Source organism: Streptomyces sp. Ag109_O5-1, assembly GCF_003814875.1.
In the GTDB taxonomy this organism is placed as follows: domain Bacteria; phylum Actinomycetota; class Actinomycetes; order Streptomycetales; family Streptomycetaceae; genus Streptomyces; species Streptomyces sasae.
In genome coordinates, this window is record NZ_RKQF01000001.1 from 5,212,315 (window position 1) to 5,239,026 (window position 26,712).

General features: G+C 70.5%; 24 protein-coding genes and 1 riboswitch. Of the genes, 14 read left to right on the plus strand and 10 right to left on the minus strand.

The features are described from left to right. Positions 1–138 precede the first annotated feature (138 nt). The 5 genes from EDD90_RS23260 (at position 139) to EDD90_RS23280 (ending at position 7,002) form a co-directional block, all read left to right on the plus strand. On the plus strand, positions 139–1,329 hold the full coding sequence (locus EDD90_RS23260) for a sensor domain-containing protein (RefSeq protein WP_123974877.1): 1,191 nt from the start codon (positions 139–141) through the stop codon (positions 1,327–1,329). A gap of 150 nt (positions 1,330–1,479) precedes the next feature. Continuing rightward, positions 1,480–2,877: a sensor histidine kinase gene (locus EDD90_RS23265; protein ID WP_123974878.1), complete on the plus strand. Its 1,398-nt coding sequence runs from the start codon at positions 1,480–1,482 to the stop codon at positions 2,875–2,877. A 220-nt stretch (positions 2,878–3,097) separates the two neighbouring features. After that, a complete protein-coding gene (locus EDD90_RS23270) occupies positions 3,098–3,805 on the plus strand; it encodes a response regulator transcription factor (RefSeq protein ID WP_311737212.1) in 708 nt (235 codons plus the stop codon). Between the two features lie 202 nt (positions 3,806–4,007). Beyond that, complete coding sequence (locus tag EDD90_RS23275) at positions 4,008–5,936, plus strand: 2-oxoacid:acceptor oxidoreductase subunit alpha (RefSeq protein ID WP_123974879.1); 1,929 nt, start codon at positions 4,008–4,010, stop codon at positions 5,934–5,936. A gap of 4 nt (positions 5,937–5,940) precedes the next feature. After that, positions 5,941–7,002: a 2-oxoacid:ferredoxin oxidoreductase subunit beta gene (locus EDD90_RS23280; RefSeq protein WP_123981518.1), complete on the plus strand. Its 1,062-nt coding sequence runs from the start codon at positions 5,941–5,943 to the stop codon at positions 7,000–7,002. 73 nt (positions 7,003–7,075) lie between these two features. Here EDD90_RS23280 and EDD90_RS23285 read toward each other — a convergent pair whose 3' ends face one another. Then, on the minus strand, positions 7,076–7,414 hold the full coding sequence (locus EDD90_RS23285) for a helix-turn-helix domain-containing protein (protein WP_123981520.1): 339 nt from the start codon (positions 7,412–7,414) through the stop codon (positions 7,076–7,078). Positions 7,415–7,605: 191 nt separating this feature from the next. On the opposite strand from EDD90_RS23285, the gene EDD90_RS23290 reads away from it, so the two are divergent. The 3 genes from EDD90_RS23290 to EDD90_RS23300 all read left to right on the plus strand — a co-directional run bounded on the left by EDD90_RS23290 (position 7,606) and on the right by EDD90_RS23300 (position 10,041). Next, a complete protein-coding gene (locus EDD90_RS23290) occupies positions 7,606–8,460 on the plus strand; it encodes an SDR family oxidoreductase (protein ID WP_123974880.1) in 855 nt (284 codons plus the stop codon). A gap of 119 nt (positions 8,461–8,579) precedes the next feature. Beyond that, a complete protein-coding gene (gene rarD / locus EDD90_RS23295; protein WP_123974881.1) occupies positions 8,580–9,545 on the plus strand; it encodes an EamA family transporter RarD in 966 nt (321 codons plus the stop codon). 31 nt (positions 9,546–9,576) lie between these two features. Then, positions 9,577–10,041: a VOC family protein gene (locus EDD90_RS23300; protein WP_123974882.1), complete on the plus strand. Its 465-nt coding sequence runs from the start codon at positions 9,577–9,579 to the stop codon at positions 10,039–10,041. Positions 10,042–10,045: 4 nt separating this feature from the next. On the opposite strand, the gene EDD90_RS23305 is transcribed toward EDD90_RS23300, so the two are convergent. Beyond that, positions 10,046–11,146, minus strand: a complete 1,101-nt coding sequence (locus EDD90_RS23305; protein ID WP_185149190.1) for a hypothetical protein — start codon at positions 11,144–11,146, stop codon at positions 10,046–10,048. 209 nt (positions 11,147–11,355) lie between these two features. Between EDD90_RS23305 and EDD90_RS23310 the strand changes: the two genes are divergently transcribed. Next, positions 11,356–11,958: a flavodoxin family protein gene (locus tag EDD90_RS23310; protein WP_123974883.1), complete on the plus strand. Its 603-nt coding sequence runs from the start codon at positions 11,356–11,358 to the stop codon at positions 11,956–11,958. Here EDD90_RS23310 and EDD90_RS23315 read toward each other — a convergent pair. From EDD90_RS23315 to EDD90_RS23335, 5 genes are all read right to left on the minus strand, one after another. After that, positions 11,948–12,862, minus strand: a complete 915-nt coding sequence (locus tag EDD90_RS23315) for an ABC transporter permease (protein WP_185149191.1) — start codon at positions 12,860–12,862, stop codon at positions 11,948–11,950. The two genes, EDD90_RS23310 and EDD90_RS23315, sit on opposite strands and share 11 nt — an antisense overlap. After that, positions 12,849–13,886, minus strand: a complete 1,038-nt coding sequence (locus EDD90_RS23320) for an ABC transporter ATP-binding protein (protein WP_123974884.1) — start codon at positions 13,884–13,886, stop codon at positions 12,849–12,851. The genes EDD90_RS23315 and EDD90_RS23320 overlap by 14 nt, the downstream gene beginning before the upstream one ends. A gap of 58 nt (positions 13,887–13,944) precedes the next feature. Next, positions 13,945–15,204 (minus strand): outer membrane lipoprotein carrier protein LolA, encoded by a 1,260-nt coding sequence (locus EDD90_RS23325; protein ID WP_123974885.1) that lies wholly within the window; start codon positions 15,202–15,204, stop codon positions 13,945–13,947. 248 nt (positions 15,205–15,452) lie between these two features. Next, on the minus strand, positions 15,453–16,391 hold the full coding sequence (locus EDD90_RS23330; protein WP_123974886.1) for a CHRD domain-containing protein: 939 nt from the start codon (positions 16,389–16,391) through the stop codon (positions 15,453–15,455). A 194-nt stretch (positions 16,392–16,585) separates the two neighbouring features. Then, a complete protein-coding gene (locus tag EDD90_RS23335; RefSeq protein WP_260328005.1) occupies positions 16,586–17,593 on the minus strand; it encodes a polyprenyl synthetase family protein in 1,008 nt (335 codons plus the stop codon). A 1,505-nt stretch (positions 17,594–19,098) separates the two neighbouring features. Continuing rightward, a riboswitch (cyclic di-AMP (ydaO/yuaA leader) is annotated at positions 19,099–19,294 on the plus strand. A gap of 5 nt (positions 19,295–19,299) precedes the next feature. Here EDD90_RS23335 and EDD90_RS23345 point away from each other — a divergent pair. Continuing rightward, complete coding sequence (locus EDD90_RS23345; protein ID WP_123974890.1) at positions 19,300–19,782, plus strand: transglycosylase SLT domain-containing protein; 483 nt, start codon at positions 19,300–19,302, stop codon at positions 19,780–19,782. 44 nt (positions 19,783–19,826) lie between these two features. On the opposite strand, the gene EDD90_RS23350 is transcribed toward EDD90_RS23345, so the two are convergent. Further along, the gene (locus tag EDD90_RS23350; RefSeq protein ID WP_123974892.1) at positions 19,827–20,633 is read right to left on the minus strand and encodes an HAD family hydrolase; all 807 of its coding nucleotides are present in this window, start codon (positions 20,631–20,633) and stop codon (positions 19,827–19,829) included. A 146-nt stretch (positions 20,634–20,779) separates the two neighbouring features. Here EDD90_RS23350 and EDD90_RS23355 point away from each other — a divergent pair, with 146 nt between their 5' ends. Beyond that, positions 20,780–21,370, plus strand: coding sequence for a hypothetical protein (locus EDD90_RS23355; RefSeq protein ID WP_260328006.1), 591 nt, complete (start codon positions 20,780–20,782; stop codon positions 21,368–21,370). A gap of 38 nt (positions 21,371–21,408) precedes the next feature. Here EDD90_RS23355 and EDD90_RS23360 read toward each other — a convergent pair whose 3' ends face one another. Together EDD90_RS23360 and EDD90_RS23365 are read right to left on the minus strand one after the other, a co-directional pair. Next, positions 21,409–22,605: an FAD-dependent oxidoreductase gene (locus EDD90_RS23360; RefSeq protein ID WP_123974894.1), complete on the minus strand. Its 1,197-nt coding sequence runs from the start codon at positions 22,603–22,605 to the stop codon at positions 21,409–21,411. Between the two features lie 25 nt (positions 22,606–22,630). Next, positions 22,631–23,875 carry an ATP-grasp domain-containing protein gene (locus EDD90_RS23365; RefSeq protein ID WP_123981528.1) on the minus strand — a complete coding sequence of 415 codons (1,245 nt, stop codon included), beginning with the start codon at positions 23,873–23,875 and terminating at the stop codon, positions 22,631–22,633. A gap of 276 nt (positions 23,876–24,151) precedes the next feature. On the opposite strand from EDD90_RS23365, the gene fahA reads away from it, so the two are divergent. From fahA to EDD90_RS23375, 3 genes are all read left to right on the plus strand, one after another. Further along, the gene (gene fahA / locus EDD90_RS23370; protein WP_123981530.1) at positions 24,152–25,363 is read left to right on the plus strand and encodes a fumarylacetoacetase; all 1,212 of its coding nucleotides are present in this window, start codon (positions 24,152–24,154) and stop codon (positions 25,361–25,363) included. After that, positions 25,360–25,485, plus strand: coding sequence for a hypothetical protein (locus tag EDD90_RS57505; protein WP_260328008.1), 126 nt, complete (start codon positions 25,360–25,362; stop codon positions 25,483–25,485). Before fahA ends, EDD90_RS57505 begins: the two co-directional genes overlap by 4 nt. A 188-nt stretch (positions 25,486–25,673) precedes the next feature. Next, positions 25,674–26,612, plus strand: coding sequence for a M56 family metallopeptidase (locus EDD90_RS23375; RefSeq protein ID WP_123974895.1), 939 nt, complete (start codon positions 25,674–25,676; stop codon positions 26,610–26,612). Positions 26,613–26,712 lie beyond the last annotated feature (100 nt).

Genomic DNA, 26,712 nt, shown 5'->3' on the forward strand with positions numbered 1-26,712 from the left:
GGCCCTGATAAAGACACGGTAAGCAGGCCGTCAAACGGTGGGACCCGGCGCCGGGGGCAGGCGGTGGGGTTTTCCCCAGGGTGCCCCCGGCGGCGAACTCCATGGCGCGGCGCCACGGCACACGGCACGCTGGCGCATATGACCGCACCTGCACCCCGTTCCCCCAGCTTCGCCGACGGCAGAGAAGACCGCGAGCGGCTGCCGCCCGTCCGCCTCGCGTACGACGGTCACACCTGGAAGGAGATCGCGCACCTTCTGCTGAACCTGCCGGTATCGGTGCTCGGTTTCGTCTACGTCTTCGTCACGCTGTGGGTGTGCGGCCTGCTGACGCTCACGGTGGTCGGCATCCCCCTGCTCGCGGCCTCGCTCCTGGGCACCCGGCAGCTGGGGAAGATGGAACGGGCACGCGCGCGTGCGTTGCTCGGGGTGCGGGTGGACGAGCCGAGTCCGATACCGAGGGCCAGGCGTGGTGCGGGTACGCAGCGGCTGTGGATGGCGTTGAAGGATCCGGTGGGCTGGCGGACGCTGCTGTACTACTTGATCCGGCTGCCCTGGGGGGTCCTCACCTTCGCGGTCGTGCTGCCCTCGTTGTTTGTGCTGTGGCCGGTGCTGCCGTTCATCGCGCGCGGGCTGGCGAACGCGGACCGGGCGATGGTGCGCGGGCTGCTGTCGCCTTCCGACGAGCTGGAGCGCCGGATCGCCGAACTGGAGTCGGACCGGGGGGTCGTGGTGGACACGGCCGCCGCCGACCTGCGCCGCATCGAACGGGATCTGCACGACGGCGCGCAGGCCCGGCTCGTCAACCTCGCGATGGGGCTCGGTCTGGCGAAGGAGAAGCTGCTGGAGGATCCCGACTCGGCCGCCGCGATGGTCGAGGAGGCGCACGGCGAGGTGAAACTGGCGCTGCAGGAGCTCAGGGACCTGGCCCGCGGCATCCATCCGGCGGTGCTGACCGACCGGGGGCTGGACGCGGCGCTGTCCTCGGTCGCCTCGCGGTGCACGGTGCCGGTGCAGGTGACGGCCGATCTGCGGTCCAGGCCGGCGCCGGCGATCGAGGGCATCGCCTACTTCACCGTCTCCGAGCTGCTGCAGAACATCAGCAAGCACAGCGGGGCACGTAGCGCCTCGGTCGATGTGTGGCGGGCCGACGACCGGCTGCTGATCCAGGTGCAGGACGACGGACGCGGCGGCGCGAGCCTGGATCGCGGCACCGGAATGAGGGGGCTCGCGGACCGGCTGGGTGCGGTGGACGGCCTGTTCGTCGTCGACTCACCGGCCGGCGGTCCCACGACGGTCACCGCCGAGCTGCCCTGGCGCGACCGGTCGTAGCAGCGGACCGGGAACGGGGGGTGGGGAAAACCCCCCGTCCAAGACGCCGACGGTCTCCATGGTCCGCGGACCTGCGGCACAGCAGGGTGGAGACACGGCAGAACAGTGCCGATGAGACCGGGACAGGTCAGGACGGGACGGGACGGCGCGATGGCCACGGAGTACGGACGCGGGTACGGGCAGGACGACGGCTACGGACAGGACCGCGGCCACGAATACGGCTACGGCTACGGCTACGGCTACGGCTACGGGTCCCACGGTGAGCGTCGGCATCGTGTGCCGGCCGCGCTGCGGGCGCCGTTCGAGGCGCGCAGCTGGCGTGAGTTCGGCTATGTCCTGCTGGGCTTTCCGATCGGTCTCGCGCTGTTCGTGTGGACGGTGACGATGCTGTCCCTCGGTGTCGGTCTGCTGGTGACGTTCGTCGGGATCCCGCTGCTGGCTGTGGCCCTCGCCGGGTGCCGGGGCTTCGGGGCGCTGGAGCGGGCACGCGCGCGTGGGCTGCTGAGGCTGGAGGTGGCCGACCCGGAACCGTTGCGGATGCGCAAGCCGGGGTTCTTCGCCTGGATGGGCGCGGTGCTGAAGAGCGGCACGTCCTGGCGGCATCTGCTGTATGCGGTCCTGCAGTTCCCGTGGTCGGCGTTCTCCTTCGTGGTCGCGCTGAACTTCTGGGCGTACGGCTGGGCCCTGCTGACGTACCCGCTGTGGTTCTGGGTCTTCCCGATGTGGGCCGGCCAGGGCGGACTCCAGCTGTACGGCGACGCACACCACAGCGTCTACCTCGACAACCCGTTCGAGATCACCGTGACGGCGCTGGTGGGGCTGCTGTTCACGCTGGCGACGCCGTGGATCGTACGGGCGCTGACGTTGGTGGACCGGGTGATGGTGCACGGGCTGCTCGGGCCATCGAGGCTGGCGTCCCGCGTGGTGGAGCTGGAGTCCGACCGGGGGGTGGTCGTCGACACGGCCGCCGCCGATCTGCGGCGGATCGAGCGGGATCTGCACGACGGGGCGCAGGCCCGGCTAGTGGCTCTGGCCATGGATCTGGGGCTGGCGAAGGAGAAGCTGCGGGAGGATCCGCAGGTCGCGGCGCGGATGGTGGACGAGGCGCACGGTGAGGTGAAGACCGCGCTGCAGGAGCTCAGGGACCTGGCCCGCGGGATCCATCCGGCGGTGCTGACCGACCGGGGGCTGGATGCGGCGCTGTCTGCGGTGGCCTCGCGCTGCACGGTGCCGGTGCGGGTGGACGTCGAACTGGCCGAGCGGCCGGCGGCGGCGATCGAGGGCATCGCGTACTTCACGGTGTCCGAACTGCTGCAGAACGTCAGCAAGCACGCGCGGGCGAGCGGGGCGACGGTGGATGTCTGGCGCAGCGAGGACCGGCTGATGCTGCAGGTCGAGGACGACGGGGTGGGGGGTGCGGACACGGCCGGGGGGTCGGGGCTGGCCGGGCTCGCCGAGCGGCTGGACGCGGTCGACGGGATCCTGGTGGTCGACTCGCCGTCGGGCGGGCCCACGCGGGTGACGGCGGAGCTGCCCTGGCGGGGCTGAGGCCGGGAGGATCCCGCGCCCGCTGCCCGGCCCCGTCCTCGAACGCCGGACGGGGCCGAGTCGTAGCGCCGGCCACCTCACGCGCCCGACGGACCGGGTTGCGGTGCCGACCGTCCTTCGCCCCCGCACGCCCTACGGGCTGATTTGGCTCGCCTCCTCTCCTTACCCCAGCGCACTCCGATCCGAATGCTGGAATGCTGGACTTTCGGACAGGGCAGGCATGTACGCCGGACGGGGTGTGGGGGGCCGGGAGATCGTGGAGGACAGGGTGCGGGTGGTCATCGCCGAGGATTCAGTGCTGCTCAGGGAGGGGCTGACCCGGCTGTTGACCGACCGGGGGCATGACGTTGTCGCGGGCGTCGGCGACGCGGAGGCGCTGGTCAAGACCATCTCCGATCTGGACGCGCAGGGGGCCGTCCCCGATGTCGTCGTGGCGGACGTGCGGATGCCGCCGACGCACACCGACGAAGGGGTACGGGCCGCCGTACGACTGCGGAAGGCTCATCCGGGGCTCGGGGTACTGGTGCTGTCGCAGTACGTGGAGGAGCGCTACGCCACCGAACTGCTGGCCGGTTCCAGCCGGGGCGTGGGCTACCTGCTGAAGGACCGGGTCGCCGAGGTGCGGGAGTTCGTGGACGCCGTCGTACGGGTCGCCGAGGGCGGTACGGCCCTCGATCCCGAGGTGGTCGCGCAGCTGCTCGGACGCAGCCGCAAGCAGGACGTACTGGCCGGGCTGACCCCGCGCGAGCGGGAGGTGCTGGGGCTGATGGCCGAGGGACGGACGAACTCGGCGATCGCCCGGCAACTGGTCGTGAGCGACGGAGCCGTCGAGAAGCACGTCAGCAACATCTTCCTCAAGCTCGGGCTCGCCCAGAGCGGCGGGGATCACCGGCGCGTTCTGGCCGTTCTGACCTATCTGAACTCCTGACGGGCCGACGACACCGTGTCGGCGCCGCCAGGCAGCCAGGGGGAGGGAAAATCGTGACAAGTCAGGGCGACAGGTCGTCTCAGGACGCCGTCCATCATGCGAGCAGGCACGGGAAGGCGACCCTAACCGACGTAGGGTTGAATGTGGGATGGTCCGTGGGACGACCACTCCCGGGCAGCCGCCTCGAAGGAGGTCCAGTTCAGTGACCAGCCAGGTCAGCAGGACAACGGAACAGGCCGACGGAACCGTCGTTGGAGAACAGCGCAAGCCGGGCGGTGTGAAGGCCGTTCGGCGCCTGGATCGGGTGATCATCCGGTTCGCGGGGGACTCGGGTGACGGTATGCAGCTCACCGGCGACCGGTTCACGTCGGAGACCGCATCCTTCGGCAACGATCTGTCGACCCTGCCGAACTTCCCCGCCGAGATCCGCGCACCCGCCGGCACCCTGCCCGGCGTCTCCTCGTTCCAGTTGCACTTCGCGGACCACGACATCCTCACCCCGGGTGACGCGCCGAACGTGCTGGTCGCGATGAACCCGGCCGCGCTGAAGGCCAACATCGGGGATCTGCCGCGCGGCGCGGAGATCATCGTCAACACCGACGAGTTCACCAAACGGGCGATGCAGAAAGTCGGATACGACGGCTCGCCCCTGGAGGACGGGTCGCTCGACGGCTACAGCCTCCATCCGGTGCCGCTGACCACACTGACCGTGGAGGCACTGAAGGAATTCGACCTCACCCGCAAAGAGGCCGAGCGCAGCAAGAACATGTTCGCGCTCGGCCTCTTGTCATGGATGTACCACCGGCCGACCGAGGGCACGGAGAAGTTCCTGAAGCAGAAGTTCGCCCGCAAGCCCGAGGTGATGAACGCCAACCTGGCGGCCTTCCGGGCGGGCTGGAACTTCGGCGAGACGACCGAGGACTTCGCCGTCTCCTACGAGATCGCCCCGGCGACCACCGCGTTCCCGGTCGGCACGTACCGGAACATCTCCGGGAACCTGGCGCTGGCCTACGGCCTGGTCGCCGCGTCCCGGCAGGCGGATCTGCCCCTGTTCCTCGGCTCCTACCCGATCACGCCGGCCTCCGACATCCTGCACGAGCTGTCGAAGCACAAGAACTTCGGTGTGCGCACCTTCCAGGCCGAGGACGAGATCGCGGGGATCGGTGCGGCCCTGGGCGCGGCCTTCGGCGGCTCCCTTGCGGTGACCACGACGTCCGGTCCCGGTGTGGCACTGAAGGCGGAGACGGTCGGGCTCGCCGTCTCGCTGGAGCTGCCGCTGCTGGTCGTCGACATCCAGCGCGGCGGGCCCTCCACCGGTCTGCCGACCAAGACCGAGCAGGCGGATCTGCTGCAGGCGATGTTCGGGCGCAACGGCGAGGCGCCGGTCCCGGTGATCGCGCCGCGGACCCCGGCCGACTGCTTCGATGCGGCCCTGGAGGCGGCGCGGATCGCGCTGACGTACCGGACCCCCGTGATGCTCCTGTCCGACGGGTATCTGGCCAACGGCAGCGAGCCCTGGCGGATCCCGGAGCTGGAGGAGCTCCCGGATCTGCGTGTGCAGTTCGCGAGCGGCCCCAACCACACCCTGGAGGACGGCACCGAGGTCTTCTGGCCGTACAAACGCGACCCGCAGACCCTCGCCCGGCCGTGGGCGGTCCCCGGCACACCCGGCCTCGAACACCGCATCGGCGGGATCGAGAAGCAGGACGGCACGGGCAACATCTCCTACGACCCCGCCAACCACGACTTCATGGTCCGCACCCGGCAGGCCAAGATCGACGGCATCGACGTGCCCGACATCGAGGTCGACGACCCGGACGGGGCGCGGGTCCTGGTGCTGGGCTGGGGCTCGACGTACGGGCCGATCACCGCGGCGGTACGGCGGCTGCGCGGGGCCGGTGAGGCGATCGCGCAGGCGCACCTGCGCCACCTCAACCCCTTCCCGAGGAATCTCGGCAGCGTCCTGGCGGGTTACGACAAGGTGGTGATCCCCGAGATGAACCTCGGTCAGCTCGCCCTGCTCATCCGGGGGAAGTACCTGGTGGACGCGCATTCGTACAACCAGGTCAACGGCATGCCGTTCAAGGCCGAGCAGCTCGCCGCGGCGCTCAAGGAGGCCATCCATGACTGATGCCATGACCGACGCCACCAACCAGCTGCTCCAGCTCGTGCCGAAGGCCGAGGGCAGGCAGTCCATGAAGGACTTCAAGTCCGACCAGGAGGTGCGCTGGTGCCCGGGGTGCGGCGACTACGCGATCCTCGCGGCCGTGCAGGGGTTCATGCCGGAGCTGGGGCTGGCGAAGGAGAACATCGTCTTCGTCTCCGGGATCGGCTGCTCCTCCCGCTTCCCGTACTACATGAACACCTACGGGATGCACTCCATCCACGGGCGCGCCCCGGCGATCGCCACGGGGCTGGCGACGAGCAGGCGGGATCTGTCGGTGTGGGTGGTCACCGGTGACGGTGATGCCCTGTCCATCGGCGGCAACCACCTCATCCACGCCCTGCGCCGCAACGTCAACCTGAAGATCCTCCTCTTCAACAACCGCATCTACGGGTTGACGAAGGGGCAGTACTCACCGACCTCCGAGGTCGGGAAAATCACCAAGTCGACACCGATGGGTTCGCTGGACGCCCCCTTCAACCCGGTGTCGCTGGCGATCGGCGCGGAGGCGTCCTTCGTCGCCCGCACCATCGACTCCGACCGCAAACACCTGACCGAGGTGCTGCGCCAGGCCGCCGCCCACCCGGGCACGGCCCTGATCGAGATCTACCAGAACTGCAACATCTTCAACGACGGCGCCTTCGACGCGCTCAAGGACAAGCAGACGGCGGAGGAGGCGATGATCCGCCTGGAGCACGGGCAGCCCATCCGCTTCGGCGCCGGCCTCGCCCGCGGTGTCGTACGCGACCGGCTCACCGGCGACCTGAAGGTGGTCGACGTGACCCCGGACAACGAGTCCGAGATCGTCGTCCACGACGCCCACTCCCCCTCCCCCACCACGGCGTTCGCGCTGTCCCGGCTGGCGGATCCCGACACCCTGCACAACACGCCCGTCGGTGTCTTCCGCTCGGTTGAACGGCCCGTCTACGACACGCAGATGTCCGAACAGCTCGACACCGCGGTGGAACAGCACGGCAAGGGCGACCTCGCGGCGCTGCTGGCAGGCGGGGACACCTGGACCGTCGTCGGCTGACCCCGGCAACCACGGAGCGGGGCCCGGACACCATGTCCGGGCCCCGCTCCGCTTTCCGGGCGCGCCCCGCGCCTCAGGCGCGCTTCGCCTCGTCGTAGGCCTCCCGGGCCCGTTCCACGTCCGGCATCCGCCGCTCGGTCCACAGCGCCAGGTCCCGCACCTGCCCGGCCGCCTCACGGCCCAGGTCGGTGAGGGAGTAGTCGACGCGGGGCGGGATGACCGGCTTGGCATCACGGTGGACGAGACCGTCGCGCTCCAGGGTCTGGAGGGTCTGGGTGAGCATCTTCTCGCTGACCCGGCCGATCGCGCGGCGCAGTTCGCTGAAGCGGTAGGGACGGTCGAGCAGCTGGATCAGGACCAGTACGCCCCAGCGGCTGGTGACGTGCTCCAGGACCAGGCGGTACGGGCACATCGCCTCGCCGACGACGTACTTGTCCCACTTCTCGCGCCTGTCGGCCGACCCGGCATGCGTGTCGGGGTGCTCCTCGACCTCATGGGTACTTACTGACATGCAAGTACCTTACTTCAAAGTGGGTACTTTCCATTGGTTAGCGCACCTCCTAGGGTTAGTGGCATCGGAACCCCACAAGGAGATCGCACACCATGAGCATCGTTGTCACCGGAGCCACCGGACACCTCGGCCGTCACGTCGTGACGCAGTTGCTGGAGAAGGTCCCGGCCGAGCAGATCACCGCCGTCGTGCGCGACGAGGCCAAGGCCGCCGACTTCGCCGCGAAGGGCGTGAAGATCGCCGTCGCGAACTACAACGCCCCCGAGACCTTCGACGGTCTGTTCGCCGCCGGCGACAAGGTGCTGCTGATCTCCGGCAACGAGTTCGACCAGGGCCGCCCCGCCCAGCACAAGGTCGTCATCGACGCCGCCAAGGCGGCCGGTGTGACCCTGCTCGCCTACACCAGCGCCCCGGGCAGCCTGCACGCCTCGCTGGTGGACGACCACCGCGCCACCGAGGAGGCGCTGCTCGCCTCCGGCCTGCCGTACACCCTGCTGCGCAACGGCTGGTACCACGAGAACTACACCGAGAACCTCGCCCCGGTCCTGGAGCACAACGCCGTCGTCACGGCCGCCGGCGAGGGCCGCGTCTCCTCCGCCTCCCGCGCCGACTACGCGGCCGCCGCGGTCGCCGTGCTGACCGGTGAGGGCCACGAGAACCAGACGTACGAGCTGGGCGGCGACGTCGCCTGGGGCTTCGCCGAGTACGCGGCCGAGATCGCCGCGCAGACCGGTAAGGACATCGCCTACAACTCCGTGCCCGGCGAGGTGCTCCAGGGCATCCTGACCGGCGCCGGCGTGCCGGAGCCGTTCGCCGGGATCCTGGTCGAGGTCGACGCGTCGATCGCCAAGGGCGAGCTGGTCGTCGACTCCGGCGACCTCTCCCGGCTGACCGGCCGCCCGACCTCCCCGATCTCCGAGGCCGTCGCCGCAGCCCTCAAGGGCTGACCTGCACGAACACACCCACCCCTGTTCGTCATGACCGTATGCCGATACGGCCATGACGAACAGGGGTTTCCGGCGTTACCTTCGTCCAGATGTGCTGAAACTGGGGACGAGGAGGGCCGGTGGCCGATATATCGAAGGGTGAGCGGCGGGCAGGGCTGCTGAACGGCTTCGCGGCCTACGGGATGTGGGGCCTGGTCCCCCTCTTCTGGCCGCTGCTGAAGCCCGCCGGATCGATGGAGATCCTGGCCCACCGGATGGTGTGGTCCCTGGTCTTCGTCGCCGTCGCGCTGGTCTTCGTACGGCGCTGGGCCTGGGCCGGCGAACTGCTGCGGCAGCCGCGCCGGCTGGCGCTGGTGACGGTCGCCGCCGCCGTGATCACCGTCAACTGGGGCGTCTACATCTGGGCCGTGAACGCCGGGCACGTCGTCGAGGCCTCGCTCGGCTACTTCATCAACCCCCTGGTGACCATCGCCATGGGCGTGCTGCTGCTGAAGGAGCGGCTGCGGCCCGCACAGTGGACGGCGGTGGGCGTCGGATTCACCGCCGTGGTCGTCCTGACCGTCGGCTACGGGCAGCCGCCGTGGATCTCCCTCGTGCTGGCCTTCTCCTTCGCCACCTACGGGCTCGTCAAGAAGAAGGTCAACCTCGGCGGCATCGAGTCACTCGCGGCGGAGACCGCGATCCAGTTCCTGCCCGCGCTTGGCTATCTGCTGTGGCTGGCCGCCCACGGTGAGTCCAGCTTCGTCGACGACGGCACCGGGCACGCGGCCCTGCTGGCCTCCACCGGCATCGTCACCGCACTCCCGCTGGTCTGCTTCGGTGCCGCCGCGATCCGCGTCCCGCTCTCCACGCTCGGCCTGCTGCAGTACCTCGCGCCGGTCTTCCAGTTCCTGCTCGGCATCCTCTACTTCCACGAGGCCATGCCCCCCGAACGCTGGGCCGGCTTCGCCCTGGTCTGGGTCGCGCTCGCCCTGCTCACCTGGGACGCGCTGCGCACCGCCCACCGGTCGGCGCGTGCCCTGGCGACGGCGCCCGTACCACGTCCGGCCGCGCCCGCCACGGAGACTCCCGCAAGTCAGGTGTGAGGTCCCCGGCCGTCGGCTATAAGTGGGCGGCATGACGCAGACGCCCGCACCCCTGCACTGGAAGCTCGTCATCGACGCCCGCGATCCGCACGCACAGGCCGACTTCTGGGCCGCCGCGCTGCACTACGTGGCCGAGGACAACAGCGCGTTCGTCGAACGCCTGCTGGAGCTGGGCGCGCTGTCCGGCGCGGCCACCGTCGAGTACCACGGCCGTGCCGCCTTCCGTGACCTGATCGCCGTACGGCATCCGGACGATCCGTACGACGAGGAGCGCGGCATGGGCCTCGGGCGGCGGCTGCTGTTCCAGCGGGTGCCGGAGGCCAAGTCCGGCAAGAACCGGCTCCACGTCGACCTGCACGCCGGGGAGGGGCAGCGGGCGGACGAGGTGACACGCCTCGAAGGGCTGGGGGCGGCCGTGGTGCGGCATGTCTCCGAGCCGGCCGGCGCATGGACAGTGATGGCCGACCCGGAGGGCAACGAGTTCTGCGTGCAGTGAGCGCCTAACCGTTCTCGGCCGCGCGGCGGGCGCGTTCCGTGAGGCGGTTCATGCGGGCCCGGGCCGACTCCAGTTCGTCCATGTCGCCGGCCGCCGGGCCGTCCTCGGTGGTGAGCTGCGTCCACAGGTCGATCAGGTCACGGCCGAGCCGCAGCCCGTGCTCCGGGTCGCGCACCGCGCGCCAGGCGGTGGCCGCGCTGCGCACATTGCCGTACGCCCCCTCGCCGTCCCGCGCCTGCCGGCGCTGCCGCGCCAGGTCGAGGGAGAGATGGAAGGCGCGCAGCGGGTCGCCCGCCAGATAGGCGATGTACGCGGTCAGCTCACGCAGGTGCAGCACCTCGGTGTGGCGGTCGCCGAGGACCGCGGACGCCTCGGCAACGGTGCCTTCCGCGAGCTCGGCCGCCGCCTCGATACGGCCCGCCCGGACGGCCTCGTTGATCCGCGCCATCGGCTCGGTGAGCAGCGCGGCCCCCTCCGCCGTCACGGTGACGGGCTCGTCCCCGAGCACCTCCTCGGCGACCGCGTCGAATCCGCGGGCGGGGGTGGGCCTGGGGTCGGGGTCACGGTCGACGACCGGCTCGTCGGGGGTGACGGGGGCTTGGGCCGGGACTGAGGCCGGGGCCGGGATGCTCATGACGGGCGGCGGGCCGAAGACGCCGGTGGGCGCCTGGACGGTGCCTGGTGCCAGCGGCGCCGGCACGGGCGATACGGGCGGGGCCGGTGGCTCCGGTACGGCCGGGACGGACGAGGCGGGCGGTTCCGGTACGGCCCGCAGGGGGAACGCCGGAGCGGGTTCCTTCGGTTCGGCCGGTGCGGCCATCCGTACCGGGTCGCCGGTGAAGGTACTGGAGCCGTCCAGGTTCACCTGAAGGGAGACGACATAGCCGATGCGGGTGTCGTGGACGGTGGCGAGGACCGGGCGGCCGGTGGTGCGGGCAAGGCGGTGGAGGTGGTTGAGGACCGCATGCTGGGGTTCCTCACCGGGACCCGGCAGCAGCGGTACGCCGTCCACGGACGCGGCGCGGTCGGCCACCCGGACGTCGACCGGTACCGGGCACCCCGCTTCCTGGACTTCCCGCTGCTCCTTGCTGCTGAGTCGGGACATCGGCCCTCATTCCCCCGGCGTCGCCATCCGGTCGTACCCGTGCGTACGCCCCAGTCTCTCCGCTCGGCGCGGCTCCCGCGTCACCGCGACGTCACAGCCTCGCACCAGGAACGAAGGAGGGTGAGTCGCAGACCCCCTTGGAGATTTAGTTGCACGCACATATAGTGCATGCGTATTCATTTGCGCACGCCGTTCACCGTGGGGGATTCATGACGCGCCGTTTCCTGTTCGTGCTGGGCAGCGCCCGGACGGACGGCAACACCGAACTCCTGGCCCGCAGAGCCGCCGAGCAACTGCCCGAGGACGTCGAACAGCGGTGGATCAGCCTCGCCGAGCATCCGCTGCCGGACTTCGCCGACCTGCGGCGCGACAGCGACCATGTGCGCGCCCCCTCGCACACCAACGCCGGTCTGCTGCTCGACGCCACGCTCGCGGCGACCGACATCGTAATCGCCTCGCCGGTGTACTGGTACTCGGTCTCCGGCCTCACCAAGCGCTACCTGGACTACTGGTCGGGCTGGCTGCGCACGCCCGGCGTCGACTTCAAGGCGACCCTGGCAGGGCGCACCCTGTGGGGCGTGGCCGTACTGGCCGACCGGGAGCCGTCGGTCGCCGACCCGTACACCGGCCTCCTGAACAACTCCGCCGCGTACATGGGGATGCGTTTCGGCGGGGTGTTGCTGGGCAACGGCAGCGCGCGAGGGGACGTGCTCAAGGACACCGAGGCGCTGGCACGGGCCAAGGAGTTCTTCGCCCAGGACGCGCCCTTGGCCCGCTTCCCCCACCAGCGGGCCGGCTCCGCTACGCGGTGATGTCCTTCGTCGTGAACCGCGCCCAGGCCGCCGAACCGAACACCGCCGCGTACAGGGTCTGCAGCTCCAGGTTCTTGACCAGGTCGTCCCAGTAGACGGGGTCGCGCATCAGGTCGGCGAAGGACAGCCAGTAGTGGGAGAAGAAATACGGCTGGAGCGCGTGCAGCTGAGGGATCTGGTCGAGGATCTGGACGGTGATGAGCAGCCCGACAGTGGTCGCCATCGCCGCGATACCACTGTTGGTGAGGGTGGAGACGAACAGGCCGAGGGCGGCTATGCCCGTCAGGGACGCGGCGACCACCAGGGCGATCAGCAGGGCGCGGCCGAGGCCCTCGGTGAACGAGATCTGGGTGCCCGAGATCGTCGTCAGGCCGCCGAGCGGGAAGAGGAGCGCGCCGACGGCGAGGGCGGAGGCGGCCACCACCAGGGTGGCGAGCAGGCAGAAGGCCATCGTCGTCGCGTACTTGGTGAGCAGCAGGCGGGTACGGCCCGCGGGGGCGACGAGCAGGTAGCGCAGGGTGCCCGCGTTGGCCTCGCCCGCGATCGCGTCCCCGGCCACCACGCCGACGGCCATCGGCAGGAAGAACGGGAGGGTCGCGGCCAGTGCCGTGAACACCAGGAACAGTCCGTTGTTGGTGATCTGCGAGATGAACGCCGGGCCCCCGCCGCCGCCCCGGCCCGCCTGGCCGTCACCGCTCGTCTCGATCTTCACGGAGATACCGACCAGGATCGGCACCGCCGCCAGCACACCCAGGAGTGCGAGGGTGCGCCAGCGTCGGAGGGTGGTGACCAGTTCGCTGCGCAGCAGACCGAGGGTCCACAGCGGGCTGGGCCGTACGGCCGTTCCTGCCGCCCCTCCCACTCCTGCCGCTCCTTCTGCGACCGCCACGTCAGCCTGCGACATCGAAGCCCTCCCCGGTCAGCGCCACGAACGCGTCCTCCAGCGAGGCCCGTTCGAGCACGAAGCCCCGGACCCGGACGCCGGCCGCGACGAGCGCCGCGTTCACCTCGGCGAGGTCGCGCTCGGGCGGCTCGCCGGTCACCCGGTCCTCGGCGGCGACGACGTCCGCGACGCCCTGTTCCTTGAGCACCCGGGCCGCCTCCCCGGTGTCCGGGGTGGTGACCACGAGCAGGCCGCGCGCGCCGGCCGCCAGGTCGGCCACCGCGCCCTGGGTGATCAGGCGGCCCTGGGCCATCACGGCCGCGTGGGTGCAGACCTGCTCGATCTCGTCGAGGAGGTGGGAGGAGAGGAAGACGGTGGTGCCGTCCGCGGCCAGCTCCCGCACCAGGGAACGGATCTCCCGCATGCCCTGGGGGTCGAGGCCGTTGGTCGGTTCGTCCAGGACCAGCAGCTTACGGGGCTGGAGCAGTGCGGCGGCCAGGCCCAGGCGCTGCTTCATGCCGAGAGAGTAGGCCCTGGCCTTCTTCGCGGCGGCCGCCGTCAGGCCCACCCTGTCCAGCGCGGTCTCGACGCGGGCGCGCCGGGTGCGCGGGTCGGCGGTCGGGTCGGCTGCGTCGTACCGGAGCAGGTTGTCGCGGCCGGAGAGGAAGCCGTACAGGGCCGGGCCCTCGATGAGGGCGCCGACGTGCGGCAGTACGGCACGGGAGGCGCGCGGCATGGGGCGGCCCAGGACGCGGGCCGTGCCCGAGGTGGGCTCGATCAGGCCCATCAGCATGCGGATGGTGGTGGTCTTGCCGGAGCCGTTGGGGCCGAGGAAGCCGAAGACGCTGCCCACCGGGACGGTCAGGTCGAGACCGTCCACGGCGAGCTGTCCGCCGCGGTAGCGCTTGGTGAGGCCGCGGGTGTCGATGACGCTCGCGCTCGCCGCTGCGTCACCCCCGGAGCCCCGGGAGGCCCCGGAGCCCCTGGATTGCTCCGAGTCCCCCGGTTCCTCCGGCTCCCGTTCCGTGGCGGACGGTTGGTCCATCGGCTCCCTCGATTCGTCCTGCGGCAAAGGGTACGTGCGGTACCCGCGCCGCCCTGCGCTACCCCGCGTTCGCCGCCTTGACCAGCGCGGCCTTGTCCACCGCGCCGACGTACACCTTGCCGTTGTCGGTGATCAGGGCGTTGATCAGCCGGGTGGAGAAGACGGTGCCCTTGCCGAACTTGCCGGAGACCGGGTCGCCGAGCGAGCCGAGGAAGCCGCTCAGGTCGCCGCCGCCGGAGGCGGAGCCGGTGGGCAGGCCGCCCTTGCTGCCGCTGTCGAGGACGGCTATGGAGTTCCAGCCCTTGCCGAGGACGTCGAAGCCGTCCTTGCCGAGGCCCTTCGCGGAGCCGTGGTCGGGCGCTTCGGAGGGCTTGCCGCCCTTGTCCCACCCATCGGCCTTGCCGTTCCCGCCGGACTTGCCGGCCTTGCCGGTCTCGTCGCCCTCCGTCACCTTGGCGCCCTTGGGCGGGGTGAACTCGAAGGTCGAAGCGGCCGGCTCGGCGAAGCTGACCTGGGTGTAGCCGGCGTCGATCACGGCCGCACCGCCGCTCGACGGGGTGAGGGTGAACTTCAGCGGGGTGCCGGTCTTGGCGTCCACCGCGATGCTGATCGCACCGACCGTCGTACCGGACTGCTTGGGCTTGATGACCAGGCGGTAGGCGTCGCGGCCGGCGACCTGGGCGGTGCCGTCGACCGTCACCGAGGTGGTGCCGTCGACCGACTTGAGGATCTCGTCGGCGAAGTCCTTGGGCGTGGCCGGGGGTTCGTGCCGCTCGGCCTTGCCGGAGTCGGCGACGGTGGAGTGGTAGACCTCGTTGGACTTGCTGTCGTAGCCCCACACGTTCGTGCCGTTGTGGATGAGGCTGTACTCGGCGCCGCTCTCCAGCAGCGACACCTTCTGCTTCTCGGGGCCGTCGGCGGCGACGCGCAGCGTGTGCGTGCCGGAGGCCAGCTCGGTGAGCTTGGCCGACGGGTCGGCGGACGAACCGTCGCCGCTGCCCTGCGTCGCGCCGGACAGCAGGCTGCTCTCCAGACCGCCCAGGTCGGGCAGGCCGAGGTCGGTGCTGATCTTCACCGTGCCGGACAGCTGCTGCACGTCCGACTTGGCGATCTTGTTGATGAGTTCCTGAGCGGTGATCTTCGGCAGGTTGGGGTCACCGGAGTCGGCGAGCGCCGGAACCAGGCCGATCGTCGCCGCGGCCACCCCCACCACCGCGACCGGGACGACGTACCGCGCGGCCTTGCGCCGCCGCTCGGCACGCAGCTCGTCGTCGGCCTGCGCGGCCCCCGTGCTGTCGTCGGATTCGTACGGTGCCATGTGTGCCTTACCTCCGTCGTCGGCGGCGGCCGTCCTCGCACGTGTCCCACCCTGAGCCGCCATTCTCACCCGAATCGGTGAGTGGTGGTGATTTCCGTGGTTTCCATCTCACCAAATCCGAGGCGCGGAAGCGTCAGACCGGGGAGCCAACTCCACGTACGACTGCGGTATGACACGAGGGTGGAGACGCCTCCTCCGACCCGTAGGGGTCGTGCGGCGAAGGCGCCTCCTGCGGCTCGCCCGTTTGCTCAGTGCTGCTGCAGGAACACGTAGTCGGCGCGGTACGGAACGCCGGTGACGGCACCCGGGGTGCAGGAGCCGGCCGGGGCGACGCCGCCGACGGTGTTCAGGCGCAGGATCTCGCCGGTGTGCGCGAGCAGTCCGTGCTTCTTGCCGGACCGGGTGGCCTTGAGGTCGAGCTCGGGGATGTTGCCGTCACCGTTCGGCGTCTTGGTCAGGACGGCTCCGGTGACCGCGCTGCCGTCGGGTGCGACCCACTGCGGGGTGCCGGAGTCGGGTGCGACGAAGGAGTGCCGGATACCGCCGCCGAGCTTGGCGCTGACGTCATGCTGGGCGAAGGCGTAGCTCCCGTCGGCGGCGGGCTTGCACTCGTAGATCTGCTTGCCCGTGACCACGGAGGCCTGGAAGGCGCCGCCCTTGAGGTCGGAGACGGTGGTGACGGCGTGCAGCTGGCCGCGGACGGCTCCGCCGGGGAACTCGGCGGTGTGCAGGTTGGCGTAGAAGGCGCCGGGGTCGGTGGTGAGCTGCTTGAGCAGGGCCTTGTCGGTAACCTTGACGCTGCCGGTGACGCTGTGGCCCTTGACCTTCTTCAGGAGCTTCCCGAAGTCGATCTTCACGCCGCCGTTGGTGCCCTTGGCGCCCTGGTGGATGTGCAGGTCGGTCGGCCTGCCGGTGCCGCGCCAGGTCACGGCGACGGTCACCTTGTCCCCCTTGACCTGGATGAGCTCCAGCGCCGCGCCGTCCTTGTCCCCGACGGCGGGGCCACCGGCGACGGGCACCTCGCCGGCGCCGCGCAGACTGGCGACGAGGACGACGGAGTCGGTGGAGTTGCGACTGACGTAGCCGTGGCCGGTTGCTGCGGACGCCGGGACGGCGGCACCGCCGAGAGCGGTCACGGCAATGGCGGCGGCGACGAGGGACCTGCGACGCGTTGCGTTGACGACCATGATTCCGTTTTCTCCCCCTGGAGCAGCCGACGCCCCCTGCGTCGGCCTCTGCGGTGAGATACGGAACAGGTCCCAGATTGGACTCAGTCCAAGAATGTGACGTAGGTCACAAAAACACCCATCGTGTCCCCACTCGGGCGAGTCGGGCGGCGGGCGGCGGGCGGCGGGCGGCGGGCGGCGGGCGGCGGGCGGGATCAGCCTGCCCGGTGCACCACCGCGTCGCACAGTTCCAGGAGCGTCGCCTTCGCGTCGCACTCCGGCAGGGGCGCCAACGCGGCCCGCGCCTCCTCCGCGTAGCGGACCGTGTCCCGGCGCGCATGCTCCAGTGCCGGGTGCACCCGCAGCGCCGCCAGGGCCTCCGCATGCCGCGCGTCGTCCGTGAGGTCGGAGTCCAGCAGCTCGCACAGCGCGATGTCCTCGGCCAGCCCCAGCCGCGCCGCCTGCTCCCGCAGCCGTAGCACCGGAAGCGTGGGGACGCCCTCACGGAGGTCCGTGCCCGGGGTCTTGCCGGACTCGTGGGAGTCGGAGGCGATGTCCAGGACGTCGTCGGCGAGCTGGAAGGCGACGCCGAGCCGCTCACCGTACTGGGTGAGGACGTCCACGACCGTCTCGTCGGCTCCGGACATCATCGCGCCGAAGCGGCAGGAGACCGCCACCAGCGAGCCGGTCTTGCCGCCGAGGACGTCGAGGTAGTGGTCGACCGGGTCCCGGCCGTCCGACGGGCCGGCCGTCTCCAGGATCTGGCCGGTCACCAGCCGTTCGAACGCGAGGGCCTGGACCCGGACCGCCTCGGGCCCGAGGTCGGCGAGGATCTGCGACGCCCGGGCGAAGAGGAAGTCACCGGTGAGGACGGCGACCGAGTTGCCCCAGCGCGTGTTGGCACTGTCGACACCACGCCGCACGGAAGCCTCGTCCATGACGTCGTCGTGGTACAGCGTGGCCAGGTGGGTGAGCTCGACGACAACGGCCGACGGCACGACGCCCGGCGCGTACGGGTCGCCGAACTGCGCGGCGAGCATCACGAGCAGCGGCCGGAACCGCTTCCCGCCGGCCCGCACGAGGTGCTGCGCGGCCTCCGTGATGAACGGGACCTCACTTTTGGTGGCTTCTAGCAAGCCTTCCTCGACAGCCGTCAATCCGGCCTGGACATCGGCTTCCAGAGCCTGGTCCCGCACGCTCAGCCCGAACGGCCCGACGGTCACGAGGGGTCTCCTGTCTGCTGGTGTCCACTGGCGCTTACACGGTTTGTCGATAGGTCGCTGCCATCACTCAAGTCAGCGTATCCGGTCAGGTTTCGATCACCGATAGCGCCCACGGTTACACCCCGGGCGCTATCGGATCACGACCGGTATGTTTCTGATCATCCGATATGACCTGACATCCACTGACTTATCAGGAAGTGCTGATACTTGTCTCGAACCGAGGCATAGGCCGTGTCCCGATCCGGCACCGGATCCGGTGCCGGTACCAGCGCCGATGCCGGTGCCAGAACGCCCGCCGAGGCCGTCGACCACGAACGGCAACCCCTTCTCCGGCCGACCCCACCCGCCCGAACACACCCCCAGGCCGCTTGCCGACGCGGACGCTGGCACTGGCGCCGACAGGGGCACATGACACCCATCCGCATGCCCTTCCTCCACGAGATCACGCACAACGACCTCCGCTCCCATCGACCGCCGGAACCTCACCCCCACGCGCGCGTGGCGCGCGCTGACGGAGGAATCCGCATCCGCTCCGCTCCAGCACCTCCCCCGCCGACCCGCCGAGCACCGACAGCCCCGCGGACGGGAGCACGATCGCCGAGCGGCCGCCGGCACATCGGTGGCGCGACAGGACTGCCGACTCCCCCTGAGGCGGCTGCACCTCCCTCCGGATTGCAGCGCCGACATCCGAGGCGGTCGAGCCGCTCGAGACGGTCGCCGCAGGCCGGTCCACGGGCGACCGCCATGAGAACGGCCCGCACGACGACGGAGGTTCCGCCCTCACGGTGGACTTGCGAGGACGGGCAGCCACCCCGCCCGGCGGCCGTGCGGACGGAGGGGTGGACGAGCCCACCCCCGAACGTGACCAGAATCACGCACGCGTTCGAACTCCCGGCACCCCGCCGGACCTTGGCCTCATCAGCCACCCCGGGAGCCGGCACGGTCGAAGCCGTCGGGCCGGGCGACACGCGCGCGCACCCGGAGCGCACGACGTTCACGGAGGACACACTGGAGGCGTAAGCGATCCACGAGCGGCCATTCACCACCGACCTGCACCCGAGCGAGGCGACCCACTCATCCCCACTAGTCCGAAATTCCCCTTAAAATGACAATTCGGACAATACGTGAACTCTCCCGCATCGCAGGACACTTCGACACCCCCGGGCGAGGTGGCTCACGGGGGACTCGACAGGGATGACGGCGGGGCACTTTTCTGTTGATGTCTGGAAAAACGGATTTCCGGAATCCGTCATGTCTGATTTGCCGTAATTGCGATTTAGTGAAGTAGGTCACGCGAGCCCAATGCCGCAGATGTCGCAACTCAGCCCTTTCTTTCCTTCCCCTGTAGGCGAGTTGAGGCTTGGCAGTCGCAAAGGATCAAGCACCCCATACGCCTCAGAGGGAGGTCAATGGGTGTGTTGTGTGATTCCAGGGCTTGTTCCGGACATGTGCTCTCGCATACGTTCCCGCTCGCCGGGCGGACGCCGAATCCTGCCGCCGCCCGTCGTAACCCATCGACGAGTTCATTCGTACGGCAGGAGCGGGGGAACCAGGTAAGTCGCCGGACCGGGCGGCCGACGTCACTGACAGACGTCGTTCCGGAACGGCTAGGGGTGAAGTCGCATCGTCTTCGGGCGGCGCGGCCGGGCACTCCCCGAGCCCGAACCCGACAGCTCACCTCGCAGGCGACGGAGAGGAACTTCGCCATGCCTGCTGCCGTCCAGCCCCGCCGCACCCGCATTGCCCGCACGCTCGCCGTCGTCGGCACCGGTGCCGCCGTACTCGCCCTCCCGCTCGTGGGCGCGACCGCCGCCTCCGCCACCACCGCAACCTCCGGCACGACGGCCTCGACGACGCTCGCCGGGTACCCGAACAACCTCGACGGCTGGATCCGCGAGTCGCTCGCGATCATGGCCGAGAAGCGCATCCCCGGCTCCTACAACGGCATCTACCGCAACGTGATCCGCGAGTCGTCCGGCAACCCGCGGGCCATCAACCTCTGGGACTCCAACGCGGCCAAGGGCATCCCGTCCAAGGGCCTGCTCCAGGTGATCGACCCGACGTTCAACGCCTACCACGTGGCGGGCACGTCGTACGACATCTACGACCCGGTCGCGAACATCACCGCCGCCTGCAACTACGCCGCCGCGCGGTACGGCTCGATCGACAACGTCAACGGCGCCTACTGATCGAGGGCGAAGGGCCTTCGAGGGCCCGACGGCCGTGAACGGCCTTACGGAAACAGTCTTTCGAGGACGACGGCGATGCCGTCGTCCTCGTTCGACAAGGTGATCTCGTCGGCCACGGCCTTGAGTTCGGGGTGAGCGTTGGCCATCGCCACCCCATAGGACGCCCAGTCGAACATGGGGATGTCGTTGGGCATGTCGCCAAAAGCGAGGGCCTGTCGGGGGCTCAGCCCCAGATGGTCGGCGGCCAGTGCGAGCCCGGTCGCCTTGGTCACCCCGCACGGCTGGAGCTCCACGGTCCCCGGCCCCGACATGGTGACCGTCGCCAGTGACCCCACCACCGACCGTGCGATCGTCGCCAGTTCGTCGTCGGACAGGGTGTGGTGGCGCAGCAGCACCTTGCTGATGGGCGCGCACCACAGGTCGTCACGCCGGTCCACGCGCAGCGCGGGCAGCGTGGGGTGGGGCATCAGATAGCCCGGCTCGATGAGCGTGAGCCCGTCCACGCCGTCCTGGTCGACGGCCGCGTACACCTGGCCGACCTCGGCCTCGATCTTGCCGAGCGCGGTCTCCGCCAACTCCCGGTCCAGGGTGACCGACCACAGCAGCCGGTCCGCGCCGGCGTCGTACACCTGCGCGCCCTGGCCGCAGACCGCGAGTCCCGTGCAGCCGAGGTCGTCAAGAAGCGGGCGCACTCTCGGCGCGGGGCGGCCGGTCACCACAAGGTGCCGGGCGCCGGCCCGGCCGGCCCGCGCGAGCGCCTCGAGCGACCGTTCCGAGAGGGTGTCGTCGCCGCGCAGCAGCGTGCCGTCCAGGTCGGTGGCGATCAGTGAGTACGGGGAGGGAGCGACCATGATCAGAGAATACGGACAGCACGCCCCTGAGACTCACTGTGCGTTTCAGCCTCAAGTGGCGCCCGCTGCTTCGGTGATGGGGGTGTTGTCAGTGGAGCGCGTTACGTTTTCGGTGAGTTGATTGCACCGATCTGACGGGGGCGTGCGTGGTGACGGACGGACGGGAGGACTTCCGGGCGCATCTGCTGGAGGCGGCGACGGGTGTGCTGGAGCGGTTCCCGCAGGAGCTGCGGTCCGAGATCTACGCGCTGTCGTTCCGTATCTGGCGTGTCGACGACGACTACCGCAGACCGTATGTGGCGATCGGCTACAACACCGAGACCCAGTACGAGGCCGAAAGGTCCCCCGAGGATCCGGGCGAGGCCCGCTGGAACTACGCGTGCTGGCTCCTCGACGGCTTCGAGATGCTCGGCAACTGTCCCGAGGACCCGGTCGGCGGCACGCTGTACACCGAGGAGGTCCGGCGGCTCGGACTCTGGTTCGACGGGGACGGCGACGACGCCGAACTGGACACCAGGACCGACCTGTTGGTGCTGCACTTCGCGGACGCGTGCATACAGCTGGCCCGGGACCTGCATACCGGGGGCCGGATCGAGAGGGTCCTCGGGCGGCCCCTGCCGGTGGTGGTCTTCGACATGTACCGCCCGGGCTGGGAGGTCGAGGCCACGGAGGCGGCCAATCCGCCCGGGCCGATCGAGGAGTTCCTGGCCTGGCAGCGGGCGGCCGAGGAGGTCTAGAGGGTACGGGGGCCGGGTGGCGGCCCGGCCCGGGGGCGTCAGGCGTGGGCTGCCGCCAGGTGCTTGGCCAGGCGCGGTGAGGCGAACTCCGTACCGCACACGAACCGCATCACCGGGCCGTACGACGCCGCCGCCGGCAGGCCGGTGAAGTACAGGCCGGGCACGGAGGAGACGTATCCGGCGCCGAGTTTCGGGGCGCCGCGGCTGACTGCGACGCGGGTGCGCAGTTCGGGGCCGAGGAAGTCCATCGCCGCGATGTCGACCCGGTAGCCGGTGGCGGCGATGACATGGTCGGCGGTGAGGCGGTCGGTGCCGCCGTCGTGGGTGCGGACGGTGAGGACCGGGGCGCCGTCAAAGGTGTCGGCGCCGGTCACGGCGGCGACCTCGTGGACCTGGACCTTGCCTTCGAAGCGGTCGCGCAGCCACCAGGCGCCGAGCGGGCCGAGGACCCGGCGGACCAGGTAGTGGCGGGTCTGTGCCGGGAGGTAGCGGTAGGGGTGTGGGTAGTAGCTGAGCGCCCACAGTGACCAGGCCCGGCCGAACGGCGACTCCGGGCGCAGCTTCGGCTGGTCCCAGGGCGGTGCGCCGAAGGCGACCTTGCCGCGCCCGCGCGAGACCACCCGGACCTGGGCGCCCGCCTCGGCCGCCAGGGCTGCCGTCTCCAGCGCGGACTGCCCGGCGCCGACGACGATCAGTTCCCGGCCGGAGAAGCGGGTGAGGTCGTGGTGCTGGGAGCAGTGCGAGACCGGTCCCGCGGGGCCGTCCGCCGCTGCCTTGCCGAGCTCCGCGGGGAGGTGGGCGAGACCCGACAGGCCGGTCGCGACGACGACGGCGCGGGCGGTAAACAACTCCCCCGAGTCCAGCTTGAGTTCGAAGCCGGCCGGCTTGTACCGGCCGACGGAGACCACCCGGACCCGTTCCAGCTCGGGCACCAGCTTCTGCTGGAACCACTCGCCGTAGCCGATGAAGGTCTCCACCGGGATGATGTCCTCGTCGGTCACCAGTCTGCGGATGCCCGCCGCGTCGCAGTAGTCGGCGAGGGTGTGCCCGCGCTGCGGGCAGTCGAGGCTGGAGGCGGCCGGGGTGGACTTCAGGATCATCCCGGCGGGCATGTGGTCGCGCCAGCTGACCATGGGGTCGCCGAAGACCCGGACGGGGATGCCGCGCGCCCTCAGATGGGCGGCGGTGGACAGGCCGAAGGGTCCGGCACCTATGACTGCGACCGGTTCGATCACGAAGTCCCTCCCCAGGACGTGATGCCTACTTCGTGGAGGTGCTGGAGCCGCGGCGGTTGGTGCGCCACAGCTGGTAGAGGTGCTTCGCACCCGGACGCACGAAACGGGCGAGCATCGTGACGAACGGCAGCGGGTCGTCACCCGCGAGCCAGGCCAGCTCGGTCCCGCTCGGCCGCCGCGGCGCGTGCGGTGTCGTATAGCCGCTGCGGCGGTAGGCGAGGAGGGCGGGCAGGTCGATGTTCTCCACGACGTACCGGTGGCCGGCGCGCTGTTCCCCCTCCGGAACGCGGCGCCCGGTCAGGTCCAGGTGCATGGCGCGGACGACGTCCACTCCCGACTCGCTCTCGAAGAGCCGGAACTGGGCGCCCATACGCGGGTTGAAGTCGAGCAGCTTGTACTGCCCGTCGCGCCGGTCGAAGCGCAGGTCGAGGTCGATGATGCCGGTGAAGCCGATCTGTTTGATGAAACGCGCGGCCAGGTCGGCGAGTTCCGGGTTGTCGACGACGTACGCGTTCGCGGTCATGCCCGCGTGCGGCGGCCAGGAACGCACCTTGACGCCGGTGAACAGGGCGCGCGGGGTGGAGTCGGCGTCGAAGTAGGCGTGCACGATCCAGTCCTCGGCCTCCTCCCTCGGCAGGTACTCCTGGAGGATGACACCCGGATGGGTGCCCCAGTCACGGGCGAGCGTGAGCAGACCCTCGCGGGTGGCGATCCGCGTCGTGCCGTTGACGGCGGGCTGTTTGCGCCGGACGAACGCCTCACGGTTCTTGGCCACGATCGGGAAGCGGGCCTTCTCCGCGAAGTCGACGATCTCGTCGTACGACTCCGGGAAGGCTGCCGACGGGCTGGGGATGCCGTGCTCGACGCACAGTTCGTGCAGGCCCTGCTTGCTCGCCAGGCGGCGGGGCAGTTCCGGCTCCACGCGCGGGAAGAGGAAACGGTCGCCGAGCGCGTCCTGATGCTCGGCGATCAGGACGGCGGCCTCCTCGTCGGTGGGGATCAGCACGGTCGGACGGCCGATGCGGCGGCCGATCCGCAGCAGCCCCTCGACCAGGTGATCCGGTTCCTCGGCGCCTGTTGTCGGCCACACGAACGCCCGTTTGAGATAACGGGACGAGGCCGCCGGTGTGTACGGATCCTCCGTGATCGCGTACATGGGAATGCCCAGACGGCCCAGGCTGCGAATCGCGCCGACCCCGCCGTGGTGCAGCGGATAGTCGCCGAACTTGACGATCAGGCCGGGCACGTCGCGGTCCGCCTCGAACGGCACGCTGACGGTCTTCCTGGCCACGGGTCCCCCCACGTGTCCCCCTCTACGGACCGGACCCACCCCGTCCGTGTCCCCCAAAGGACGCTAAGCCGGAATTGCCCCCTCCGACAAGGCCTATTCGGACATTGCGAACTCTTTAGACACTGCCACGACAGCCAACTCACCCGTAACGTGTGGCGCGACCACATGGAACGCCGCGCAACACCATGGCAATGCCGCCACATAGGCGGCCCCGCGCGGCACGGATGAGAGCGAGGCAGCCACCCCATGCCCCCCTTGCCCCCCTTCGAGGTCCCCGAGGATGACCCCTTCGGCCCGCACAACCTTCCGTATGGCGTGTTCTCGACCTCCGAGAGCACCGAACGGAGGGTCGGCGTCCGCCTCGGCGACCACATCCTCGACGCCGGCGCCGCAGCCCTCTCGCTCGGCTCCCCGTACGCCTCCCTGCTGGCCCGGCCCACCCTCAACCCGCTGCTGGCCGCGGGCCGCACCACCTGGTCGGACGTACGGCGCGCCCTGACCGCCTGGGTGACGGTGCCCGCGCACCGTGAGGCCCTCGAGCCCCTCTTCCACCCGCTGTCGTCGGTGGCCCTGCACCTCCCCTTCGAGGTCGCCGACTACGTCGACTTCTACGCCTCCGAGAACCACGCCCGGAACGCAGGCCGCATCTTCCGCCCCGACGCCGCCGAACCGCTCACCCCCAACTGGAAGCATCTGCCGATCGGTTACCACGGCCGCGCGGGCACGGTCGTGGTGTCGGGCACGGACGTCGTACGGCCGTCGGGGCAGCGCAAGGCGCCCTCGGATCCGGCACCGGTGTTCGGCCCGTCGGCGCGGCTGGACATCGAGGCCGAGGTCGGCTTCGTCGTGGGCACGCCGTCGCAGCAGGGGCGGCCGGTCGCACTCGGCGACTTCAGGGATCACGTCTTCGGGCTCACACTCCTGAACGACTGGTCGGCGCGGGACATCCAGGCCTGGGAGTACGTCCCCCTCGGCCCGTTCCTCGGCAAGTCGTTCGCCACCTCGGTCTCGGCGTGGATCACCCCGCTGGAGGCGCTGGAGGACGCGCGGGTCGCCCCGCCGAAGCGGACACACCCGCTGCTGCCGTACCTCGACGACTCGGCGGAGGAGCCCGCAGGTTACGACCTGCGGATGTCGATCGCGATCAACGGTGAGGTGGTGTCCGAGCCGCCGTTCTCCACCATGTACTGGACCGCCGCCCAGCAACTCGCCCACATGACCGTCAACGGCGCGTCGCTGCGCACCGGCGACCTGTACGGCTCCGGCACGGTGAGCGGCGCGGAGCCCGGACAGCGCGGGTCGCTGCTGGAGCTGACCTGGAACGGGCGGGACCCCCTCGAACTCCCGAACGGGAAGCGGGCCTACCTGGAGGACGACGACGTGGTGACGCTGTCGGCGTGGGCACCGGGGCCGGGCGGGAGCCGGGTGGGACTCGGCGAGGTCAGCGGGCGGATCGTGGCGGGGTGACGGCTGCGGGATCCAGGGCCGAGGAGGTGCACGCGACGGTACGACAGGCGTTGCGGAAGCAGGGACGCGCGAGTTCGCCGGGGCCGGAGGACAAGGGCGCCCGGATCCTCGTCGACACCTGACTCACAGCGCCCCGCGCCGTCATACTGACGGGACACGCACCATGCGATGCGCCCGCACGCGCACCGTGCGAGGCGGCGGCGCACGCACCGCGTGATGCGTCGGCGCCCGCACCTTCCGGCGCAACGGCGCATCACACCGCACCACGCATCGCCCGCACGCCTCTCCGATCAGGAAACGGAGCCCCGGCATGACCGTCTGCCTGCTCCTGCTGAGCGCCGTCGCTCTGACGGCCGCGGTGCCCGCGCCGCGTGCGCTGGTGCGTGCCCTGTGGCCCGAGCGGGAACCGGTGGTCGCGCTGTGGGTGTGGCAGTGCCTGGTCGCGACCGTGCTGATGTGCTGCCTGGCCGCGCTGATCCTGGGTGCGGCAGCCGTCTTCCACACCGTGCGCGATCGGGTGTTCGCGCCGGCGCCGCCGGCGGTCACCGCCGCGTACGACCTCTCCGTCGCGCCCGTCTGGGCCGTCGCCCTCACGGTCCTGCTGGCCTGCGGGGCCGCATGGACGACGGCGATGCTCGCCCGGGAACTGGTCGAGGCCCGGCGGCGCCGCGACCGGACCCGCGCCCACCTGCGTGAGCGGGCACCGGAGCTGCCGGCCGGGCTGCCTGCGACCCGCGGGCCCATGCTGGTACTGGAGGACGAGTACCCGGACGCCTGGTGGATGCCCGGACACCCCCCGCAGCTGGTCGTGACGACGGGGGCGCTGCACCGCCTCACCGACCACCAGCTCGACGCCGTGCTCACCCACGAGCGGGGCCACGCCCGTGCCCACCACGACTGGCTGCTCCACCTGTCCACCGCACTGGCCACCGGCTTTCCGCGCGTGCCGCTCTTCTCCCACTTCTGCGACCAGACCCATCGGCTCGTCGAACTCGCCGCGGACGACACGGCATCCCGGCGCTGCGGCCACCTCACGACCGCACTGGCCCTGATCGAACTGAACCAGCACCGCGGTGTGCTGTCCTGTGCGTCGAGCCGCCGGCTGCTCGGTGAACGGGTCGACCGACTGCTGGAGCCGCCACCACGACTGCTGCGCCGCCAGCGGGCCCTGACGACGACGGTGGCCGCGCTGGTGCCCCTGCTGCCGCTGCTGATCACGTTCGCGCCGGGGCTGACGGCGCTCGGCTAGGACCCTCCCGGCTCGCAGGCGGCGAGCCGGAGGGCCGACTGCGCAAATTGTTCGACTCCGGTCGGAGGCAGGGAGATAGCCTCGGCATTGCCATCGTCCG

Coding starts and splice junctions, on each gene's coding strand:
- EDD90_RS23260 (WP_123974877.1), top strand. CDS start 139: ATGACCGCACCTGCACCCCGTTCCCCCAGCTTCGCCGACGGCAGAGAA.
- EDD90_RS23265 (WP_123974878.1), top strand. CDS start 1,480: ATGGCCACGGAGTACGGACGCGGGTACGGGCAGGACGACGGCTACGGA.
- EDD90_RS23270 (WP_311737212.1), top strand. CDS start 3,098: ATGTACGCCGGACGGGGTGTGGGGGGCCGGGAGATCGTGGAGGACAGG.
- EDD90_RS23280 (WP_123981518.1), top strand. CDS start 5,941: ATGACCGACGCCACCAACCAGCTGCTCCAGCTCGTGCCGAAGGCCGAG.
- EDD90_RS23285 (WP_123981520.1), bottom strand. CDS start 7,414: ATGTGCCCGTACCGCCTGGTCCTGGAGCACGTCACCAGCCGCTGGGGC.
- EDD90_RS23290 (WP_123974880.1), top strand. CDS start 7,606: ATGAGCATCGTTGTCACCGGAGCCACCGGACACCTCGGCCGTCACGTC.
- EDD90_RS23300 (WP_123974882.1), top strand. CDS start 9,577: ATGACGCAGACGCCCGCACCCCTGCACTGGAAGCTCGTCATCGACGCC.
- EDD90_RS23305 (WP_185149190.1), bottom strand. CDS start 11,146: ATGTCCCGACTCAGCAGCAAGGAGCAGCGGGAAGTCCAGGAAGCGGGG.
- EDD90_RS23310 (WP_123974883.1), top strand. CDS start 11,356: ATGACGCGCCGTTTCCTGTTCGTGCTGGGCAGCGCCCGGACGGACGGC.
- EDD90_RS23315 (WP_185149191.1), bottom strand. CDS start 12,862: ATGTCGCAGGCTGACGTGGCGGTCGCAGAAGGAGCGGCAGGAGTGGGA.
- EDD90_RS23320 (WP_123974884.1), bottom strand. CDS start 13,886: ATGGACCAACCGTCCGCCACGGAACGGGAGCCGGAGGAACCGGGGGAC.
- EDD90_RS23325 (WP_123974885.1), bottom strand. CDS start 15,204: ATGGCACCGTACGAATCCGACGACAGCACGGGGGCCGCGCAGGCCGAC.
- EDD90_RS23330 (WP_123974886.1), bottom strand. CDS start 16,391: ATGGTCGTCAACGCAACGCGTCGCAGGTCCCTCGTCGCCGCCGCCATT.
- EDD90_RS23345 (WP_123974890.1), top strand. CDS start 19,300: ATGCCTGCTGCCGTCCAGCCCCGCCGCACCCGCATTGCCCGCACGCTC.
- EDD90_RS23350 (WP_123974892.1), bottom strand. CDS start 20,633: ATGGTCGCTCCCTCCCCGTACTCACTGATCGCCACCGACCTGGACGGC.
- EDD90_RS23375 (WP_123974895.1), top strand. CDS start 25,674: ATGACCGTCTGCCTGCTCCTGCTGAGCGCCGTCGCTCTGACGGCCGCG.